The sequence below is a fragment of the Kordia aestuariivivens genome (assembly GCF_014397005.1).
In the GTDB taxonomy this organism is placed as follows: Bacteria; Bacteroidota; Bacteroidia; order Flavobacteriales; family Flavobacteriaceae; genus Kordia; species Kordia aestuariivivens.
Genome location: NZ_JACGWS010000016.1, coordinates 58,275 through 81,135, shown reverse-complemented (window position 1 = coordinate 81,135; position 22,861 = coordinate 58,275). Strand labels below are relative to the sequence as shown.

Annotated in this window: 2 protein-coding genes; both read right to left on the bottom strand. The window is 36.2% G+C overall.

The genetic code is table 11. The features are described from left to right. Positions 1-90: 90 nt before the first annotated feature. Positions 91-11,385, bottom strand: coding sequence for a non-ribosomal peptide synthetase (locus tag H2O64_RS20565; RefSeq protein WP_187564122.1), 11,295 nt, complete (start codon positions 11,383-11,385; stop codon positions 91-93). After that, a complete protein-coding gene (locus tag H2O64_RS20560) occupies positions 11,382-22,811 on the bottom strand; it encodes a non-ribosomal peptide synthetase (protein WP_187564121.1) in 11,430 nt (3,809 codons plus the stop codon). The genes H2O64_RS20565 and H2O64_RS20560 overlap by 4 nt, the downstream gene beginning before the upstream one ends. Between the last annotated feature and the right edge of the window lie 50 nt (positions 22,812-22,861).

Sequence of the window (22,861 nt, the reverse complement as noted above, 5' to 3'; positions counted from 1 at the left end):
GTGCTACTAAATATGAATCGGTGATGTTGGTTCTTCCTAAAGATTTTCAGAAGTTCCTATACTGTATAGATATTGGTTTGTTTGTTGTTTTTAATAATCTTCCGATAAATCATCTGCAAAACTTGCCCGTTTTGCAGCTATTTTTTTGGTTTGTATTTCGGATAGAAAGTCTAATTTTCGAATTTTAGTGGTTGTATTTTTTAGAATGCCCGATAGTAAATTGTGAATATCTGTCGCCATACGCATGATGCGATCGTTATCGTATAAATCGGTACTGTATTCGATGCTTACTTCTATTTGATCTTCTCTATCGATGAATTGAAAACGCAAATCGCCTTTGCTAATCATGAGTTCTTCCGTGTCAGATGCGACTTTTAAACCTTCCATTTCTAAGGTGTCCATGAATTCTAATTCTATGTTTTGTAGAATTACAACGACATCAAATAATGGCGAACGATTTTTAGCGAGATTTACTTCTAATTCTTCTGCCAATAGATCAAACGGATACGTTTGATGGTTGAATCCAGCAACACTCAACTCTTTTACGTTTGCTAATAATTCTTTGAAATTATCGTCTCCGCTGAATTTTGCGCGTAATGCCAATGTGTTTAAGTACAATCCAATTTGATTCTCTAAATCTGCATGATCTCTTCCCGCTACTGGTGTTCCTAACGTAATGTCTGATTGTCCCGTATATCTGAATAACAATGCATAGACTAATGAACTCACGCCCATGAATAACGTACAACCAGATTCTGTACATAATTCTTTTAAGCCATTACTTACTTCTTTTGAGAATGAAAAATGATATTGCGAACCTTTATTGGTCATGACTTCGGGTCGCGGACGATCGGACGCTAATTCTATTCGTGGTGCTTCTGAAAGATGCGTTTTCCAATACGCGCCTGATGCATTATATTCATCAGTTCCAACCCACGATGCTTGCCAAGCGGCGTAATCTTTGTATTGAATTGGTAAGGCTTCTGAAGAAACTTCTTCGCCAAGGATATAACCATTGTAATAGTTTACAAGATCGCGCACTAAGATTTGCATGGACCATTCATCCGAGATAATATGATGATCTATAAAGACTAGATCGTATACATTTTCCCCGTAGAAAAGTAATTTTATTCTAAATAGTGGCCATTGACTTAAGTCAAAACGTGCTTGTCGCAATTCGGTAACGAGTTGGTTTCTCTGTGCTGGATCTGCACTGATATCAATCGTTTCAATGTCAACGGCAACTTCACTGTTTTTTAGTATTTTTTGTCGTGGTACGCCATCTTTTATGGTGATAATGGTTCGTAAACTTTCGTGACGATCTATTAATTGTGTAAATGATTTTGTCAACGCATCAATGTCTAATTTTCCTTCTAAACGATAGATTTGCATTCCGTTGAATGGTGAAACGCCTTCTATTTGTTCTTCAATCAACCATGTTCTGCGTTGTGCATGCGAAAGTGCGTAATCTTCTTGTGCCACTACTTTAGTAATGGATTCATAACTTGATTCGCCTTTCGATTCGGTTATTAAAGATGCTTGTGATTGCAATTCTGAATGATTGAAAATTGCGCCAATACTTAGTTGTACTTCGTGTTTTTTATAAACTCTTGAAATTAATTGAATTGCTTTTAAAGATGAACCACCTAAATCGAAGAACGAATCTGTCCGCCCAATACTTTTTTGTGGAACACTTAATAATTCTGACCATATTGCGCTCAACGATTCTTCGATGGCTCCTTTTGGTGCTTCATAGTTACTGCCTTTGAGTAAGTCTGATGGTTTTGGCAATGCGCGTTTGTCTACTTTTCCGTTTAGTGTCAATGGAAATTCTTCCAGATGCATGAAATAATCTGGAATGCTGCTACGATCTAAATTCGCGGATAAGAGTGAACGTAATTCGCTTGCGCTGTATTCCTGTCCGCTGTAATAGCAAAGTAGTGAATCTACAGTAGTGTCATTGTGAACAATGAGTTCTACTTGACCGATATTTTCAAGGTTTAAAAGGGAACTACGAATTCCATCGAGTTCAACTCGAACGCCATGCAACTTGATTTGATCGTCAATTCGTCCAAGAATTTCTAAGTTTCCTTCACTATCGTAGCGACCGATATCGCCAGTTTTGCAAACCAAATCTTCACGATCCGTCACTAATGGATTCTGAACAAATAAATTAGCCGTCAATTCTTTGTCTAAATAACCTTTTGTAAAATATGGACTTTTGATATAGACTTCACCAATTTCTCCCCACATGCTCAATCCGCTATCGTTTATGACAGCAATCATGCTATTATCAATTGCTTTTCCAACAGATAAAACCGTTCCTGCTTCAAGTTCTTCATTTGGAATGTGGTAACAACTTTTTAGCACTGTTGATTCTGTCAGTCCGTATAAATTACTCATGCGAGCAGAATGCCCTGAAATTGATCGCCATAATTCAACATCGCGTCCGTATAATTTTTCTCCTGCTAAGACAACTTCTTTTAAAGCAGTTAGCGCTATGTTTTGTTCTTGTAAATTATTCGTTAGTAACCTGAAAAGTGATGGAACTGTTTGTAGAATCGTTATTTTCTCTTCTGATAACCAACTTCCTAAAAGCACCATGTTTTCTTTCGTCTTCGCATTTGGAATGCATAAACAACTTCCTGAGATGAGACTCGTTAAGATATCTTTTAAACTTGCATCAAATGTTACCGACGCAATTTGACTTATACGCGTTTCAGTGTTAAATCCGAATGTGTTTTTATGCCAATTTACATAGTGTGAAATACTTTCCTGGTTTCCGACAATTGCTTTCGATTTTCCAGTTGTTCCAGAACTGTAGAAAACATAACTGCTGTTATCTATTGGATATTCAACCAAAAGATTGGCTGTGCTATAACTGTCTAAATTATGGTTTGAAAGTTCATAGTTACCTGAATCATTTACTTTATATACTTCTAAGCTTGTTTTTTCGAGTGCGATTAAATCTGAATTACCTAGTTGTAAATCGCCCAATAATGACGAATTTGCTATTTTAAATACAAATACGTATTCAAGAGTATGTTCAATATTCTTCGATTGAAATGCCGTCCAAGATTCTGAATCGGTAATCAACACTTTCATGGAAGTTTCTAAAACTGCCTGCTGCATTCGCGAAAGCGAAAAACTATTCGATAATGGAACATACGTACTTCCTGTTTTGAAACACGATAGCAAACTTCCCACGAGTTCTTTCCCACTCAATACTAAAACACCAACCGCATGTTCCGTTTGGATGTTGAGGTCAATTAATAAGTGTCCAATTTGGTTACTTAGTCCATTAATTTCTTCATACGTATGCGATTCATCTTCAAAAACGATTGCTTTGTTTTTCGGATATAAATCCACAATTGCTTCAAACGATTTGTGAATGTATTGTGGTTGCACTTTTTGGATTGGCTTTTCAAACCAATTCGTTGACGATTGTTCTTCTTCACCCAAATACGTCAATTCTTTCATGGCAGCATCTGGTGTCGAAATAACTTCTAAGAGTAAGTTATCTAAGTGACTTACCATACGCGTGATTCTGTCTGCATCATATAAATCAGTACTGTATTCGATGCTTCCTTCTATACAATCGTCACGATCGATAAATTGAAAACGAAGATCACCTTTACTGATTTGTAATTCTTCATTGGCAGTTGAAACGTCTAAACCTTCCATTTGCAATGCATCTATAAATTCTAATTCTACATTTTGTAAAATTACAACGACGTCAAATAATGGTGAACGGTTTTTGGCAAGATTCTCTTCTAATTCTTCCGCGAGTAAATCAAACGGATAGGTTTGATGATTGAATCCTGCAACACTAACTTCTTTTACATGTGCTACTAATTCTTTGAAACTGTCTTCGCCACTGAATTGTGCTCTCAGTGCCAACGCATTTAGGAATAATCCAATTTGATTTTCTAAATCTGCATGATCTCTTCCTGCAACTGGCGTTCCGAGTGTAATGTCTGATTGTCCTGTATATCTGTATAATAATGCATACACTAACGAACTCACGCCCATAAATAAAGTACAACCGAGTTCAGTACACAATTCTTTTAAGCGTTCGCTTGTTTCTTTTGAGAAAGAGAAATGATGTTGCGAACCTTGATGACTCATGACTTCCGGTCGTGGACGATCGGATGCCAATTCTATTCTTGGTGCATCTGCTAAATGTGATTTCCAATACGCACCTGATGCTTTAAATTCATCGCTTCCAACCCAAGAAGATTGCCAAGCTGCATAATCTTTGTACTGAATTGGTAATGCTTCCAATGGTGTTTCTTTGCCTGTGATGAATCCGTTGTAGTAGTTCACCAAATCGTGTACTAAGATTTGCATGGACCATTCGTCTGAAATAATGTGATGATCTATAAAGACTAAATCGTATACATTGTCTCCGTAAGAGAGTACTTTGATTCTGAATAGTGGCCATTGACTTAAGTCAAAACGTGCTTGTCGTAATTCGGTTACGAATGTATTTCGTTGTTCTGGTGTTGCCCTGATGTCAACGGTTTCAATGTCTACAACAACTTCACTATTTTTTAGTATTTTTTGTCGCGGTGTTCCATCTTTTATGGTAATGATGGTTCGTAAACTTTCGTGACGATCTATTAGTTTGGTGAAAGATTTCGTTAACGCATCAATGTCTAAGTTTCCTTTTAATCGATAGATTTCCATTCCGTTGAATGGTGAAACGCCTTCTATTTGTTGTTCAATTAACCAAGTTCGGCGTTGCGCATGTGAAAGTTCATAGTCTTCTTGTTCCGCTACTTTTTCAATGGAACTATACGTTTCTCCTTTAGATTCTGAGATTAAAGAAGCTTGTCCTTTTAATTCTGAATGATTGAAAATTTCGCCAATGCTTAACTGTACTTCATGTATTTTGTAAACTCTCGATATTAACTGAATCGCTTTTAAAGACGAACCACCTAAATCGAAAAACGAATCTGTTCGTCCAATACTTTTTTGTGGAACACTTAATAATTCTGACCAAATTGTGCTTAGTGATTCTTCTATTGCTCCTTTCGGTGCTTGATAGTTGCTTCCTCTCAGTAATTCTGATGGTTTTGGAAGTGCACGTTTGTCTACTTTTCCGTTTAAGGTTAGTGGAAATTCTTCCAAGTGCATGAAGTAATCAGGAATGCTACTTCTGTCTAAATTTGCGGATAAGAGTGAACGTAATTCGCTTGCGCTGTATTCCTGTCCGCTGTAATAGCAAAGTAGTGAATCTACAGTAGTGTCATTGTGAACAATTAATTCAACTTGACCAATATTTTCTAGGTTTAATAATGAACTACGAATTCCATCGAGTTCAACTCTCACTCCATGCAATTTGATTTGATCGTCAATTCTTCCAAGAATTTCTAAGTTTCCTTCACTATCATAACGACCAATATCACCTGTTTTACAAACTAAATCTTCTCGATTGCCTACTAATGGATTCTGAACAAATAAATTTGCTGTTAATTCTTTGTCTAAATAACCTTTCGTAACATAAGGACTTTTGATGTAGACTTCACCAATTTCTCCCCACATGCTCAGTCCACTGTCGTTTATCACAGCAATCATACTGTTATCAATTGCTTTTCCAACAGATAAAACCGTTCCTGCTTCAAGTTCTTCATTCGGAATGTGATAACAACTTTTCAGCACTGTTGATTCTGTCAGTCCGTATAAATTGCTCATTCGAGCTGTGTGTCCTGAAATCGAACGCCATAATTCAACATCGCGTCCGTATAATTTTTCTCCTGCTAAGACAACTTCTTTTAAAGCTGTTAATGACAGGTTTTGCTCTTGTAAATTATTCGTAAGTAATCTAAAAAGTGATGGAACCGTTTGTAAGATGGTGACTTTTTCTTCTGAAAGCCAAGTTCCTAAAAGCAACATGTTTTCTTTCGTCTTTGCATTTGGAATGCATAAACAACTTCCTGAGATGAGACTCGTTAAGATATCTTTCAAACTTGCATCAAACGTTACGGATGCAATTTGACTTATGCGCGTTTCTGTGTTAAACTCGAATGTATTTTTATGCCAATTGATATAGTGTGAAATACTTTCTTGGTTTCCGACAATTGCTTTCGATTTTCCTGTCGTTCCAGAACTGTAGAAAACATAACTACTATTGTCTTTTGGATATTCTACTGAAAGATTTTCTTTGCTGTAACTTTCTATGTTATGGTTTGATAGTTCGTAATTACCAGAACCATTTACTGTATATACTTCTAAACTTGTTTCTTCTAGTGAGATTAAATCTGAATTCCCCAATCCTAAATCACCCAATAATGAAGATCCTGATGCTTTAAATACGAATACATGACTAAATTTATGTTCAATATTTTTCGATTGAAATTCCGTCCAAGATTCATCATCAGTTATTAACACTTGCATTAACGTTTCTGAAACTGCCTGCTGCATTCGCGCTAGCGAAAAACTATTCGATAATGGAACATACGTGATTCCTGTTTTTAAACAAGCCAATAAACTTCCCACGAGTTCTTTTCCGCTAGGTACTAAAACACCAACCGCATTTTCTGCTGATAATCCGAGGTCGACGAGTAAACCAATAAGTTGATTCGAGAATGAGTTTAATGCTTTGTAACTTGTACTTCCGCTAGCTTCTACTAATGCGGTCTTTTCAGGATATAGTGCGGCAATTTTCTCAAATGATTTGTGAATGTATTCAGGTTTCGCTTCTGGTATTGATTTTGAAAACCAATCCGTTGACGATTGCTCTTCTTCACCTAAATACGTCAATTCTTTCATCGATGCATCTGGTGTTGAAATGACTTCTAACAACAAATTATCCAAGTGACTTACCATACGCGTGATGCGATCAGTATCGTATAAATCCGTACTGTATTCAATACTTCCTTCTATATAATCTTCGCGATCAATGAATTGAAAACGGATATCTCCTTTACTAATTTTGAGTTCTTCATTGGCAGCTTCGATTTCTAAACCTTCCATTTGCAACGCATCGATAAATTGTAATTCTACGTTTTGTAAAATCACAACCACATCAAATAATGGCGAACGGTTTATGGCTAAATCTACTTCTAATTCTTCCGCCAATAAATCAAACGGATAGGTTTGATGATTGAATCCAGCAATACTCAATTCTTTTACATGCGCTACTAATTCTTTGAAACTGTCTTCTCCGCTAAATTCTGCGCGCAATGCCAAGGTGTTTAAGAATAACCCAATTTGATTTTCTAAATCTGCGTGATCTCTTCCTGCAACTGGCGTTCCTAAAGTAATATCTGATTGTCCAGTATATCTGTATAATAATGCATATACTAATGAACTCACGCCCATAAATAACGTACATCCAAGTTCTGAACATAATTTTTTTAAACCGTCACTTGTTTCTTTTGAGAAACGAAAGTGGTTTTGCGAACCTTCATGCGTCATGACTTCTGGTCGCGGACGATCGGATCCTAATTCTATTCGTGGCGCATCCGCTAGATGTGATTTCCAGTAGTCACCTGATGTTTTGAATTCATCACTTCCAACCCAAGACGATTGCCAAGCTGCATAATCTTTGTATTGAATTGGTAATGCTTCTAAAGAAACTTCGTCACCAGCAACATAACCGTTGTAATAACGAATTAAATCGTGTACCAATACTTGCTCCGACCATTCGTCAGAAATGATATGATGCATCGAAAATAGTAATTCATGATCGCTCTCATTGTTCTCTAAAATGGTTACTTGGAAAAGTGGTCCTTTGCTGAGGTCAAAAATATGATTTGAGAATTCCGCTATAATTTCAGCGCGATTTGAAGCGTTTTTGTATGCGATAGAAAAGTTATAATCTTCGTTTGATAAAATTACCTGACGCGGCTCCACACCTTTTAACGTAATGATCGTTCGTAAACTTTCATGACGATTTATCACCGCATTAAACGCTTTTTCTAATGCTTCACGATTGAGAATTCCTTTTAATTGATATCTGTTGAAGATATTAAACGTTAATGCTTTTGGATCTCTTTGGACTTGTAGCCAAGTTCGATGTTGTGCTCTTGAAAGTTCGTAATCTTCTTGTGTTCGGACTTTTGGAATGCTTACGATTTCATCGGAATGTACTTTTGTTGCGTTTGCTGCAAGGTTTTTTAAGATTGGATTTCTAAAGATAGCTTCCATGCTTATTTTCAGTGAAGCTTCTTTTTTCAATCTTCCGATGAGCTGAACTGCTTTTAACGAATTTCCACCTAATTCGAAGAAGTTATCTTCTTTTCCAACTTGCGGAACTAATAATAATTCTGACCAGATTTCTGCTAACAGTTTTTCTGTCTCAGTTTCTGGTGCGATGTATGTTTTGGTTGAAACTCCTTGCGGTGATGGTAACTTTGATTTGTCAAGTTTTCCGTTGGATGTCAATGGAAATTCATCCAATCCAACATAATAACTTGGTACCATATACGCTGGTAATTGTGCTTCAAAATAGGCTTTTATTTCACTTGAAATTTCTTCTGAACCAATGTAATACACAACTAAAGAAGCTGCGGATTCGTCTGAAACAGTCAGGATTTCAAATTGTGAAACTAAGTCGCTTTGCGATAAGATTCCACTTAGTTCACCTAGTTCAATTCGATGTCCTTGTATTTTTACTTGATCATCTTTTCGTCCGTGATAGTGCAAGTTTCCTTCACTATCCCAACTTACGATATCGCCAGTTTTGTATAATGTTCCTTCTCCGAATGGATTTGATAGTGTTCTTTCTACTGTTAAATCTTCTTTTCCGATATACCCTTTGAAAACTCCTGAACCGCCAACATATAATTCGCCTTGAACTCCAATTGGCACCAATTCATGGTTTTTGTCTAATACATATAATGTAGTGTTTTGTATTGGGCGACCAATCGTAATTGCATTTATATCTTCCACTAACGCGACACTACAACCAACTGTTGTTTCTGTTGGACCGTATTCATTGTAGATTTTCATTTCAGGATTTAATCCTTTTAGAATGGAAACATGATTTGCTGTCAACGCTTCTCCACCAACAATTGCGACTGCAATGTTTGTGCTTGAAATATCTAAACCTGCCAATACTTGAATGTGCGAAGGCGTTAGTTTTACAGTTTTAATCGATTCGTTCGTGAATACTTTTTGCAACGCCGTTAAATCATCTTCTTCAGAAGAAACAATGTTTAATACGTCTCCGCGAAGTAATCCGCTCCATAAACTTGTCACTGTTAAATCGAATGATAACGAAGTAAATAAACAACTTGGATAGTTTGCTTCGTTTCCGTAATAGTTCTCGTTTGCCCAATCTAAGTAATTGACAACTGAACTGTGTTTTATTTGTACACCTTTTGGTCTTCCGGTTGATCCAGAAGTGTAGATAACATAAGCTACCTCTTCTCCGTTAAGAGAGATTGCTGGTTTTGTTGTTGGGTGATTTTGTAATTCTTCTTGTAGTGCAACAATGTTGATATTTTCAACTGAGTTTGTTATTTCTGAATCGCTAATAACTAAAGAAACATTTCCGTCAGTTAACATATATTCAATACGATCTGAAGGATAATTCTTGTCTATTGGTAAATACGCGCCACCAGCTTTTAGGATTCCTAAAATACTGATGAGTAGATTTTCACTGCGATCTTGAATGATTCCGACAATACTGCCTTTTTGTATGTTGTGTTTGGCTAGTAAGTACTGTGCAAATTGATTGGAACGTTCTTCTAATTCTTGATAGCTTAGTGTTGTATCTTCATACTGTAAAGCTTCCGCATTTCCACTTGAGTTTACTTGCGCTTCAAATAGTGAAACTAAGGTTGTTTCAGTTGCTTGTGAAACGACTTCGCCTTGGTAGTTATTGAGTAAAACCGTTCGCTCTTCAGCTTCTATCAGTGGTAATTTATCTAACGAAATTGTACTGTTTGCAACGACACTTTCTAACAATTTCCCTAAATGATCACCTAAGCGTTTCATTCGGTCATCACCATAAATGTCTGTATTGTATTCTATGTGAACAGCGATTTCGCCTTCAGCACTTTCCTTGAACCAAAACGTAAGATCGTATTTGCTTAATGTTTTTTCTAAACGTGCTTCTTCAATCGTAATGCCATCAAATTTAGTGATCGTGTCTTTTACATTATCTTCCACAACAACCATCACATCAAATAGTGGTGCTCTTGACGGATCGCGTTGTACGACTAATTCATCCACTAATAAATCAAACGGATACGATTGATGTTGATAACCGTCTAAAATGTTCTTTTTGACATCGTTTAATAGTGCCGTGAAATCTGAAACTCCGTGTATATTCTGGCGCAAAGCCAAGGTATTGATATAAAACCCAATTTGATCTTCTAAATCCGCATGCGTTCGTCCTGAAACTGGCGTTCCGAGGATGATATCGTTTTGACCACTATATCTGTAAAGTACTGCATACACGAGCGACATCACTCCCATAAATAAGGTCGCGCCGTTTTCTTCTAGTAGTTTGTGGAATTGTTGACTGTTTTGTTTTGAGATTTGAAACGAAACTTCATTTCCGTTATAGGTTTGTATCGCAGGACGAATGTGATCCGAAGCTAGTTCTAGGATCGGAAGTGTTCCTTCAAGCTTTTTCAACCAATAGTCTTTGCTTCTATTTTCGGTTTTTATGTTGTCTAATTCCCAACTTGCATAGTCTTTAAATTGGATTCGTAATGGTGTTAATTCTGTGTTTGTTCCGCTTTTTAAGCCATTGTATATTTCAATTACATCTCTCACTAAAACATGCATAGACCATTCGTCAGAAATGATATGGTGAATACATAATGATAGAAAATAACGTTCGTGATCAACTTTTATAAATGCAACTTTTAGTAACGGATCTGTATCTAATTTGAATGTTGATTCCGCAACTGCTGTTGCTTTTGTTACCGCACGTTCTTTTGGGTTTTCGCTGTTTGAATAGTCTAAGGTTTCAAAAGAAATTCCTTCTTTTTCATTTGCAAGAATTTGTTGAAATGGTTGTTCATTTTTGTATGCGAAACGTGTTCTTAAAATTTCATGTCGTGCTACTAACATTTCAAATGCTTGCGCGAATAATTTTTCATCGATAGCACCATTCAACCAATAATGCATTGCTACATTAAAAACTGTTGAAACTTGGTCAAATTGGTCTAAAACCCACAATCTATTTTGAGAAAATGAGAGCGGATAGTATTCTTTTTTTGCTGCTACTGGAATTTCAGATACACTTTCTTCATTCCCAAGTTGCTTTAATAAATCAATAATTTCTTCCTTGTAGCTTTTTAATTTTTCCACAAGATCAGCCGTCAATACTCCTTCAGGAGCTTGAACTTCTAATTTTCCATCATTGAGATTTAATTCAACCTCTTTAGATTTTAATTCTTCTAAAAATGAATATACATTCATAATATTATGGTCTCTTTTTTAATGATAGTATCATCTGAATTTTTTGAGCTTTTTGCCCATTGAATGATCGAAATTTTTGAAGCAACATCTGTCAATACTGGCGAAATGAAGAGTTCTTTTAATTCCAATGTAATTCCTAATTCTTTTTTGATTCTGGAAATAATCTGGATTCCTTTGAGTGAATGTCCACCGAGTTCAAAGAAGTTATCTTTGATTCCGATTTGTTCTTTACCTAATATTTCTTCCCAAATTGCGACTAACGCGCGTTCCGTTTCATTGGTTGGCGCTACATATACGCTGACGAGTTCTTCTGAAGGGTTTGGTAAAGCTCTCTTGTCTATTTTTCCATTTGGTGTTAACGGGAATGTTTCCAAGCCAATTAAATATGTTGGAATCATGTATTCTGGTAAACAATCTAGCAAGTGCGTTCGAAGTGCTGAATTTTCAATTCCTTCGCTTGTATAATAACCTGCTAAGTGTTTTTCGCCGTTAATTTCTATTCCTATAACAATACTTTGTTGAATTCCTTTGCAACTCAACATCGCTGATATAATTTCTTCAAATTCTATTCTGTACCCACGAATTTTGATTTGATGGTCAATTCGTCCGTAGTATTTAATGCTTCCTTCTTCATTCCAACTACATAAATCTCCCGTGTTATACATGACTGTATTTTCTTGGTACGGATGCTTTATGAATAGCTTTTGTGTCAGCTCTTCTTTATTTTGATAACCAACTGCGATTCCTGCACCGCTCATGTATAATGTGCCAATCACGCCAATTGGTACTAGTTGTAAATCTTCATCTAAAATGTACGATTGTGCATTGTCTACGGGACGACCGATGTATTGAATGTCTTGTGTCTTTTTGACCATTTTATACGTAGCATATACTGTAGTCTCTGTTGGACCGTACATATTCCAAATCGTTTGTGAGTAGTTGATCAACGATTGTCCTAAGGATAAAGACAAGGCTTCTCCACCTGTAATCACACGAACTGTTTCGCTTCCTTTCCAACCTGCATCGACTAGCATTTGCCAGAAACCTGGTGTTGCTTGCATGATTGTTGGATTGTGTTTGTCGAACAACTCAATCATTTTTTCTGGCGATTTTAATGATGAGGTCGAGGCAATAATGACGCTTCCACCAACATGCAACGGCAAGAATAATTCTACCACAGACATATCAAACGCATACGTAGTAACTGCCAATAACGAATCTGATGCAACTGCTGAAACTTCACGTTCCATTGTATACATTAAATTGGTAACTGATCTGTGTTTTATTTTAACTCCTTTTGGTGTTCCTGTCGATCCTGAAGTATAAATCATATACGCCAAGTCGTTTTCATCAACAGCAACCGAAGTTAATTCACTGTTATAATTTGATAGTTCTTCTATTTTTTCTGGTAGCATCATCATGTTAATGTCTGATGATTCATTGTTGTATGCGATATCTGAGATTAGTAAGTCAGCGCCACCATCTTCTAGTATGTAACTGATTCGTGAGTTTGGATAACTTTTATCCATTGGCAAATAAATTCCGCCAAGTTTCAAGATACTCAACATAGAAATCAGCATCCATTCGCTTCGATCCATTAGTAAACCAACACAATCGCCTTGCTTGACGTTGTAATTCTCTTTTAAATAATTTGAAAGCTGATTCACTGAAGTATCTAATTCGCCATAACTCACCACACGATCTGCAAAGTAGATCGCTATTGCTTCTGGAGTTGTTGTAGCATATTGTTCGTATCTCGTTAAGAAACTTCCCGATAACGGATAATCTTTCGCAGTATTATTGAAATCTAACAGAATTTGAGAACGTTCATTTTCTGATAAATAATCATACGTTCCAATACTCGTTTTCGGAGCCGAAACTACTAATCGTACTAATTCTTCTATGTGTGAAACCATTCGCGTAATGCGCGAAGCAGAGAATAACGACGTGTTATATTCTACCGAAAGGTGCAATTCATCATCACGCTTGCTAAAGTAGAATGTAATGTCAAATTTGCTCGTTTCTTCATCTACATATTCTCCTGAAATTGTTAAATCTGAAAAGGAAGATTCATGGTTATTGCGTTCCATATCTTCCAAAACAACCATCACATCAAATAATGGTGAACGACTTAAGTTTCGAGAAGTATCTAATTCTTCTACTAATAAATCAAACGGATATGATTGATGTTCATATGCTTCTAAACAGGTTTCTTTTACCTGAGCTAATAAAGTTTCATAACTCATGTCGCCCGAAAGTTGATCGCGAAGCGCGAGTGTATTTAAGTAAAATCCAACTTGATTTTCTAAATCGGGATGCACTCTTCCTGATATTGGAGTTCCGACAATAACGTCTTTCGTTCCTGTGTAGCGATATAAAAGCGTTTTGACCAATGACAATACGCCCATAAATAGTGACGAATCGTTTTGCTCAACTAATGCTTGGAAGTCTTTACTTATTTCCTGTCCAAAAGTGTGTTTGATGCGTTTTCCGTCAAACGTTTGTTGTATGGTTCTTGAGAAACAGGTCGGAAGATCTAACGGCGTTATTTCGCCCGCTAGTTTTTCTAACCAATACGTTTTGTGAACCGATTCTTCATGCACTTTCGATGCTTGCTGCCATACTGCGAAATCTTTATATTGAATTCTTAATTCGTCCAATATTGCGTGATTTCCACTGATTTTAGCATTATATACTTGTTGTAATTCTGTAATTAATAGTTGAACCGAAGTTTCATCAGCAATGATGTGATGCATGTTGATAAAAAGAAAATGTTTGTCTTCTTTTAGTTGAATAGCATACACTTTTAGCAATGGCCCTTCCGATAAATCAAAAGGTGTATTATAGGTTTCAAAAATGTGATCAACTACAGTTTTATCATCATTTGAACTTCTTGAATATTTGATGTATTCTACTGAAAAATCAACCGTTCTAGAAGCTTTTACATATTGTTTAACGGTTTCGTCTTTCCAAAGAAATACAGTTCGTAAACTTTCGTGTCTTTTTATTAGTTGCGTAAAAGCGTATGATAATGCGTCTACATTTAAGGTTCCTTGCAACCAATGTCCAAATGTGATATTATACGCAATCGAAGCTTCATTTAGTTGATCTAAAAACCACAATCTGCGTTGTGCGTATGATAATGGATAGCCATCTTGTACCGTTGTCACGGGAATTGCCTCGTAAAGCGATTTCTCCATCGTTGCCAATATATCCGATTGTTCTTGCAATTCTGGATACATGAATATTTCCTTCAATCCGATAGCAACTGAAAATTCTTGTTGAATACGACTTGCGATTTGAACTGCTTTTAAAGAATGTCCGCCCAACTCGAAGAAATTGTCTGTAATTCCAATGATTTCAACTTTTAAAACCGTTTTCCAAATCGCGATTAATTTCTCATCTCTTTCGTTTCTAGCTTCTTGATGTGTTTTTTCTGTTGCCAGAATTGGATCTGGTAATTTGTTAGTAGCTATTTTTCCGTTTGCCGTCATCGGGAAAGATTCCAGCTCCACTAAATACGTTGGAATCATATAATCGGGTAATTCGCCACGTAGATATTCGCGCAAAGCGATTTCAGAACAATTTCCTGTAAAATATCCTACTAAGTGTTGAATTCCATGCGATTCATATCCAACAACATGACTGTCATTAATTTCTTTGACTTGAAGAATTGCGTTCGCAACTTCCATCGTTTCTACGCGATAGCCACGTACTTTTAATTGATGATCTTTTCGACCGATGAAGTGAATGTTTCCTGAAGCATCCCAATAACCTAAATCGCCTGTTTTGTAGAGTGTTCCTTCTCCGAAAGGATTTTCAATGAAGCGTTCTGCGGTTAATTCTGTTTGCTTGTGATAACCAAGTGCGATTCCTTTTCCACCTAAATACAATTCGCCAATGACAAAAGTTGGTTGCAATGCTAAATCATCATTACAGATGAAAATACTTCTGTTTGCAATCGGCGAACCAATACAATTGGAAACACTTGATTTTGTTAGTTCGTAATAACTCGTACAAATAGTTCCTTCGGTTGGTCCGTATGTATTGTATAATTTGATTCTTGATGAGAAGTTAGATACGTATTCTAATTTTAATGCGTCTCCTCCACTAATTAAAATTCGTAATGACGGAATATTTTTGTTTACTATAAGTTCGTTTAAGCTTTGTATCACCAATGGCGTACTACTTAAAACACTTACGTGATGTTTCTCAGTGAGTTCCAATAGTTTTTCAACATCTTTTCCGCCAGAAGGTGTTAAGATTAATTCGCCTCCAACACTTAAAATTGGATAGATTTCTTCAACACTGGTGTCAAACGAAAAAGACGATTGTTGCATGACAACATCGTTTTCCGTGAGTTCAAAATAGTTTTTGAATGTTTCTATATAATCTAACATAGAACCGTGACTCACAGCAACACCTTTTGGTTTTCCTGTTGTTCCGGATGTGTATATTAAATACGCTACATCATCTTTGTTTGGATTGATTCCTTGGTAATTGCTATTGTATGTTGATAGTTCAGATGTGTTTATCGTTAGCGTTGAAACTGTCGTTGTTGCTTCAATTCCTTTACTGATGATTAATACTTCTAATCCGCTGTCTTCTATGAGATAGTTTTTTCGTGCAACAGGATATTCGCTGTCAATTGGAACATACGTTGCACCCGATTTTAAGACGCCCAACATTCCGATAATCATGTCAAATCCGCGATTTGTCATTAATCCAACAAAGCTTCCATTTTTTACTCCGTAATCAGTTACTAATTGATCTGCTAATTGATTAGAGCGTGCTTCTACTTCTTGATACGTAAGACTTTCTCCTTCGTACGTTAAGCATCTTGCATTCGGCGTTTTTGCTACTTGCGTTCTGAATAAATCAATAATCGATTCAGAATTATATTTTTGTATTTCTCCTTTGCTAAAGTTTAGAATAGTATCTGTTTCTGATTCAGAAAGTATATTGTAACTACCTATTTCTTTTGTTGGTTCAGCAACTATTTTCGTTAGTAATTCTTCTAAAGATGCTATAAAAACCGTCAGTTGTGCTTCGTTGTATATTGCCGTGTTGTACCGAACTGTTAATGCTAATGAATCATCTTTTTCGTTAAATTCTAAGAGTAAATCATTGAGACTTGTAGGTGTTTCAATCGTTTGACTTGTGATTGATACATCTTCAATTAGATCATTAAAACCTAGCGCATTTTCAAAGTTTTGGAATAACACTAAAACATCCAATAACGGAAGTTTCCCCATGTTTCGTTGCAATCCCAATTCTGAGATCAACGTATCAAAAGGATAGGATTGATGACTGTAACCTGCCAATAAATGTTCATGAACTGAAGCTAATACTTCTGTAAAACTGTCTTCGCTTGAAAAATCAATTCGAATTGGTAATAAGTTCAAGTAATATCCAACTTGATTTTCTAAATCTTGATGAATTCTTCCTGCCGTATCGGTCCCGATAATCATATCGGTGTTTCCTGTCAATTGATAGAATAAACTGCTCAACACACTCATGATTCCGGTAAACGTAGTTACCTGATGTGAAGCGCAAAGTTCTTTTAGTTTTTTACAAGTTGTAGTATCAAAAGTATGATGCAAGTATGCTCCTGAAAAAGATAATGCATCGCCGCTATTGTGTGAAAATGGTAATTCTAAACTTGGTAATTCGCCTGAAAAACGATCTAACCAATATGCGCGAGAAGCTTCATACGAAGCAGTTGATTCATACGATGCATACCAAGCTACGTAATCTTTGTATTGCAAACGAAGTGGCTCAAGTGCTGAATCGTTTCCTAAACTGTATGATTTGTATAAGGATTGTAACTCTTTGCTGATAATATCAATGGACCAACCATCGCTGATAATATGATGAATCACGAATATAAAGTAGTACTGCGCTTCTGATATTTTGATAAGTTCCACGCGAAGCAAAGGTCCTTCTGATAAATCAAAACTGCTATTTGCCACATCGTACGCGCGTGATTTTGCTACTATTTCTGGTTCAGATTGACTACTAAAATCTAAGATCCCAACTTCAAATTCAAAAGTTGCTGCTGGAATGATTTGTTGATAGACTTCGCCTGCTTTTGTTTTGAAAACCGTTCGTAAACTGTCATGACGATTGACAATTGTTTTCATTGCTTTTGCGAAAGCCGTTGGATTGAATGCTTTGTTTCCTAATTCGATGTTACACAACCAACATAAGTTGAACGATTGTTTTGCGATTTCTAGTTGATCTAAAAACCATAATCTGCGTTGTGCGTATGATAATGGATATCCGTCTTGTACCGTTGTCACGGGAATTGCCTCGTAACTAGATTTTTCAAGTTTTGCCAATATATCCGATTGTTCTTGCAATTCTGGATACATGAATATTTCCTTCAATCCGATAGCAACTGAAAATTCTTGTTGAATGCGACTTGCGATTTGAACTGCTTTTAAAGAATGTCCGCCCAACTCGAAAAAGTTGTCTGTGATTCCAATGGTTTCGACTTTTAAAACCGCTTTCCAAATCGCGATTAATTTTTCATCTCTTTCGTTTCTTGCTTCTTGATATATCTTTTCGGTTACGCTGATTGGATCTGGTAGTTTGTCTGTCGCTATTTTTCCGTTTGCCGTCATCGGGAAAGATTCCAGCTCCACTAAATACGTTGGAATCATATAATCGGGTAATTCGCCACGTAGATATTCGCGCAAAGCGATTTCAGAACAATTTCCTGTAAAATATCCTACTAAATGTTGAATTCCATGAGATTCATATCCAACAACATGACTGTCATTAATTTCTTTGACTTGAAGAATTGCGTTCGCAACTTCCATCGTTTCTACGCGATAGCCACGTACTTTTAATTGATGATCTTTTCGACCAATGAAGTGAATGTTTCCTTCGTTATCCCAATAACCTAAATCGCCTGTTTTGTAGAGTGTTCCTTCGCCATAAGGATTTTCAATGAATTTTTCTTTTGTTAATTCTACTTGATTGTGATAACCAAGTGCGATTCCTTTTCCACCTAAATACAATTCTCCAATGACAAAAGTTGGTTGTAATGCTAAATTCTCATTACAGATGAAAATACTTCTGTTTGCAATCGGCGAACCAATACAATTGGAAACACTTGATTTTGTTAGTTCGTAATAACTCGTACAAACTGTTCCTTCCGTGGGTCCGTACGTATTGTATAATTTGATTCTTGATGAGAAGTTAGATACGTATTCTAATTTTAATGCGTCTCCTCCACTAATTAAAATTCGTAGTGATGGAACGTTATTGTTTACTATAAGTTCGTTTAAACTTTGTATCACCAATGGCGTACTACTTAGTACACTTACGCGATGCTTCTCAGTGAGTTCCAATAGTTTTTCAACATCTTTTCCGCCAGAAGGCGTTAAGATTAATTTGCCACCAACACTTAGAATTGGATAAATTTCTTCAACGCTTGTATCAAACGAAAAAGACGATTGTTGAATGACAACATCGTTTTCCGTAAGTTCAAAATAGTTTTTGAATGTTTCCACATAATCTAACATAGAACCGTGACTCACAGCTACGCCTTTCGGTTTCCCTGTCGTTCCAGATGTGTACATCAAATACGCTACATTATCTTTGTTTGGATTGATTGCTTTGTAATTGCTATTGTATGTTGATAGTTCAGAAACACTTAATTCTAGTGTTGAAACTGTCGTTGTTGCTTCAATTTCTTTGCTGATGATTAATACTTCTAATCCGCTGTCTTCTATGAGATAGTTTTTTCGTGCAACAGGATATTCGCTGTCAATTGGAACATACGTTGCACCCGATTTTAAGACGCCCAACATTCCGATGATCATGTCAAATCCGCGATTTGTCATTAATCCAACAAAGCTTCCGTTTTTTATGCCGTAATCTTTTACTAATTGATCTGCTAATTGATTAGAGCGTGCTTCTACTTCTTGATACGTAAGACTTTCTCCTTCGTACGTTAAGCATCTTGCATTCGGCGTTTTTGCTACTTGCGTTCTGAATAAATCAATAATCGATTCAGAATTATATTTTTGTATTTCTCCTTTGCTAAAGTTTAGAATAGTATCTGTTTCTGATTCAGAAAGTATATTGTAACTACCTATTTCTTTTGTTGGTTCAGCAACTATTTTTGCGAGTAATTCTTCTAAAGATGCTATAAAAACCGTCAGTTGTGCTTCGTTGTATATTGCCGTGTTGTACCGAACTGTTAATGCTAATGAATCATCTTTTTCGTTAAATTCTAAGAGTAAATCATTGAGGCTTGTAGGTGTTTCAATCGTTTGACTTGTGATTGATACATCTTCAATTAAATCATTAAAACCTAGTGCATTTTCAAAGTTTTGGAATAATACTAAAACGTCCAATAAAGGAAGTTTCCCCATGTTTCGCTGTAATCCCAATTCTGAAATTAACGTATCAAAAGGATAGGATTGATGACTGTAACCTGCCAATAAATGTTCATGAACTGAAGCTAATACTTCTGTAAAACTGTCTTCGCTTGAAAAATCAATTCGAATTGGTAATAAGTTCAAGTAATATCCAACTTGATTTTCTAAATCTTGATGAATTCTTCCTGCTGTATCGGTTCCGATAATCATATCGGTGTTTCCTGTCAATTGATAGAATAAACTGCTCAACACACTCATGATTCCGGTAAACGTAGTTACCTGCTGTGAAGCGCAAAGTTCTTTTAATTTTTTACTTATGTTGTTGTCAAAAGTATGATGTAAGTATGCTCCTGAAAAAGATAATGCATCGCCACTATTGTGTGAAAATGGTAATTCTAAAGTTGGTAATTCGCCTGAAAAACGATCTAACCAATATGCGCGAGAAGCTTCATACGAACTTGTGGATTCATACGATGCATACCAAGCTACGTAATCTTTGTATTGCAAACGAAGTGGTGCAAGTGCTGAATCACTTCCTAAACTGTATGATTTGTATAAGGATTGTAACTCTTTGCTGATAATGTCAATGGACCAACCATCGCTGATAATATGATGAATCACGAAAGTGAAATAGTACTGTGCTTCTGATATTTTGATAAGTTCCACGCGAAGCAAAGGTCCTTCTGAAAGATCAAAACTGCTATTTGCAACATCATACGCGCGTGATTTTGCTAATGTTTCTGGCTCCAATTGACTGCTGAAATCCAACACACCAACTTCAAATTCAAAACTCATAGCTGGAATGATCTGTTGATAGACTTCGCCAGCTTTTGTTTTGAAAACTGTTCGTAAACTGTCATGTCGATTGACAATCGTTTTCATTGCTTTTGCGAAAGCTTCTGGATGAAATTCCCCTTTAATTTTTGAAACACTTGTAATGTGTGATGCCGTACTTTGATTGAATTGATGCAACATCCAAAACCGCTGTTGTCCTTGCGTTAATGGATAGTTTTCTTTTGTTTCCGCAACTTGAATTTGCGCTACATGTTCACGTTTTTCATTCTTTAGATATTCGCTTAATTCAGCTACACTCGCGTTTTTGAAAAGTGTTTCTATTGATATTTGATAGCCAAGTCGATGAATTCTTGATAGTAATGCGGTTGCTTTTAGACTGTTGAATCCATCTGTAAAGAAGTTTTGAGAAACTTCTAGAGTATCATTTTTAAGTATGTTTTTTGCAATTGACCATAACTTGTCTTCTAAGGAAGTTGCGTTTTCGTCTTCTTTGCGGATTAATTCTTTTTCTAACTCAGCAATCGTCTGAATTTGTTCTTCGTACTCTCCTTTGAGATATTGTTGCACTAATTGATAGTGCTGTACTTTTCCGCTTGTTGTTTTTGGAATGCTTCGCACCGCAATTACTTGCTGAACTTCTAAGTTTAATTCGTTGAGCACTTCACGTTTTACATTCCATATGGTAGGAATGAATTCTTCCGATACACGACGTTGTTGCACAAATATTAGTAATTCTTCTGAATGATTTACATCTTTTCGAGCACTACACGCAACAACAACTCCTGGCTTTAGATTCAGTTTTTCAGAGATTACTTCCTCAATATCTTGCGGATAAATATTTTGTCCATTGATGATAATCAAGTTTTTAGCACGTCCAGTTATGATCAAAGCACCATCATACATAAAACCTAAATCACCTGTTCTATGCCAGTGATCTTTTGTTTTGCAATCCGCACTTACTTCGGGATCGTTGTAATATCCTTCTGTAACATTTGCGCCTTTGATTTGAATGTGTCCAATGTGTTTATCGTCAAGTACTTCGTCAAGATCATTGCTGATGCGAACACCACATTGTGCTAAAGGTCTTCCAACTTCCACGAAAGAGGTACTGTTGGATGTATTTCCGTTTGTTACTTCTACTATTTTATCTCCAATTTTTAAATGATCGCGATCTACAAAGTAACTTTTGAAAGGGTTTCCAACGATTGGAAGTGTTACTGCCACACATGCTTCTGCCAATCCGTAACCTGGATATAGTATGGATGAAGCCAATTGAAATTGACTCATTTCTTCTAGAAACTGATTGCACAGTTTCCACGAGATTGGTTCCGCGCCATTGTACATGATTCGTACGTTGGAAAGATTCCAATCGATTGGTTTTTTTGCTGTTGAAACAGCGGATAGTATGTATTGACAACCAAAGTTTGGAGAGTAGAGTAAGCTTGCTTTATGCTCGCTTGCTTTGTCCATCCAAAGTAAAGGTCTTCTTATGAATAGTGTGGTTGGTAGCAGGAATTGTTCAATTTTCCGTAGCGTACATGATAAGTGAAAACATATTAGTCCCATATCATGCGTTAAAGGCAACCAACTTAAGGAACGATCTGTTTGTGTAATTTCTGAACGATTTGCGATATCAACAATATTCGCTACTAAGTTAGCGTGTGTTAGTACAACTCCTTTTGGATTTCCTGTAGAGCCAGACGAGAATTGAATATACGCAATGTCTTCAGATTGTATCGTATCATTTATAGTTCCGTGCGATTTTTCGAGAACAGCATCCGTCGTAAATAATGTCGTTTTGGCAATTTTTTGATATGCAGTTTCGGTAATTTCATCACTTTTGTATGAAATCATTTTTTCCAATAATCCTTGATCCCAAACTAAGAAAGGATTGTTGAGTTTTTTCCAAATATTGTATAGTTTGTATTTGTGTCCTTCTTGTCTTCCTATTGCCACAGGAACCGGAATTATTTTTCCAAGAATACATGCCCAAAAAACTTGTAAGAAGTCAGCGTTATCATTTACTTGTATTATGACTTCATCACCAGACTGCACTCCAAAATCTTGAAGATTCTGAAGTGTATATAATGCCTTACTGAGCAATTCCTGATATGAATACGTTAATTCGTCATTAGATGAACGAATAAACGTAATCCCAGTTTGTGCTTGTGCGGCATTTTTCAAAACGTCTACTAAAGTACTGTCAATACGCATGTTGTGATATGGTAAGTTGTTCACTTATGCTTAATGCAAGAGCGAAAAAATCTATTCTTAAAGAATTCGACTTA

Coding starts and splice junctions, on each gene's coding strand:
- H2O64_RS20565 (WP_187564122.1), bottom strand. CDS start 11,385: ATGAATGTATATTCATTTTTAGAAGAATTAAAATCTAAAGAGGTTGAA.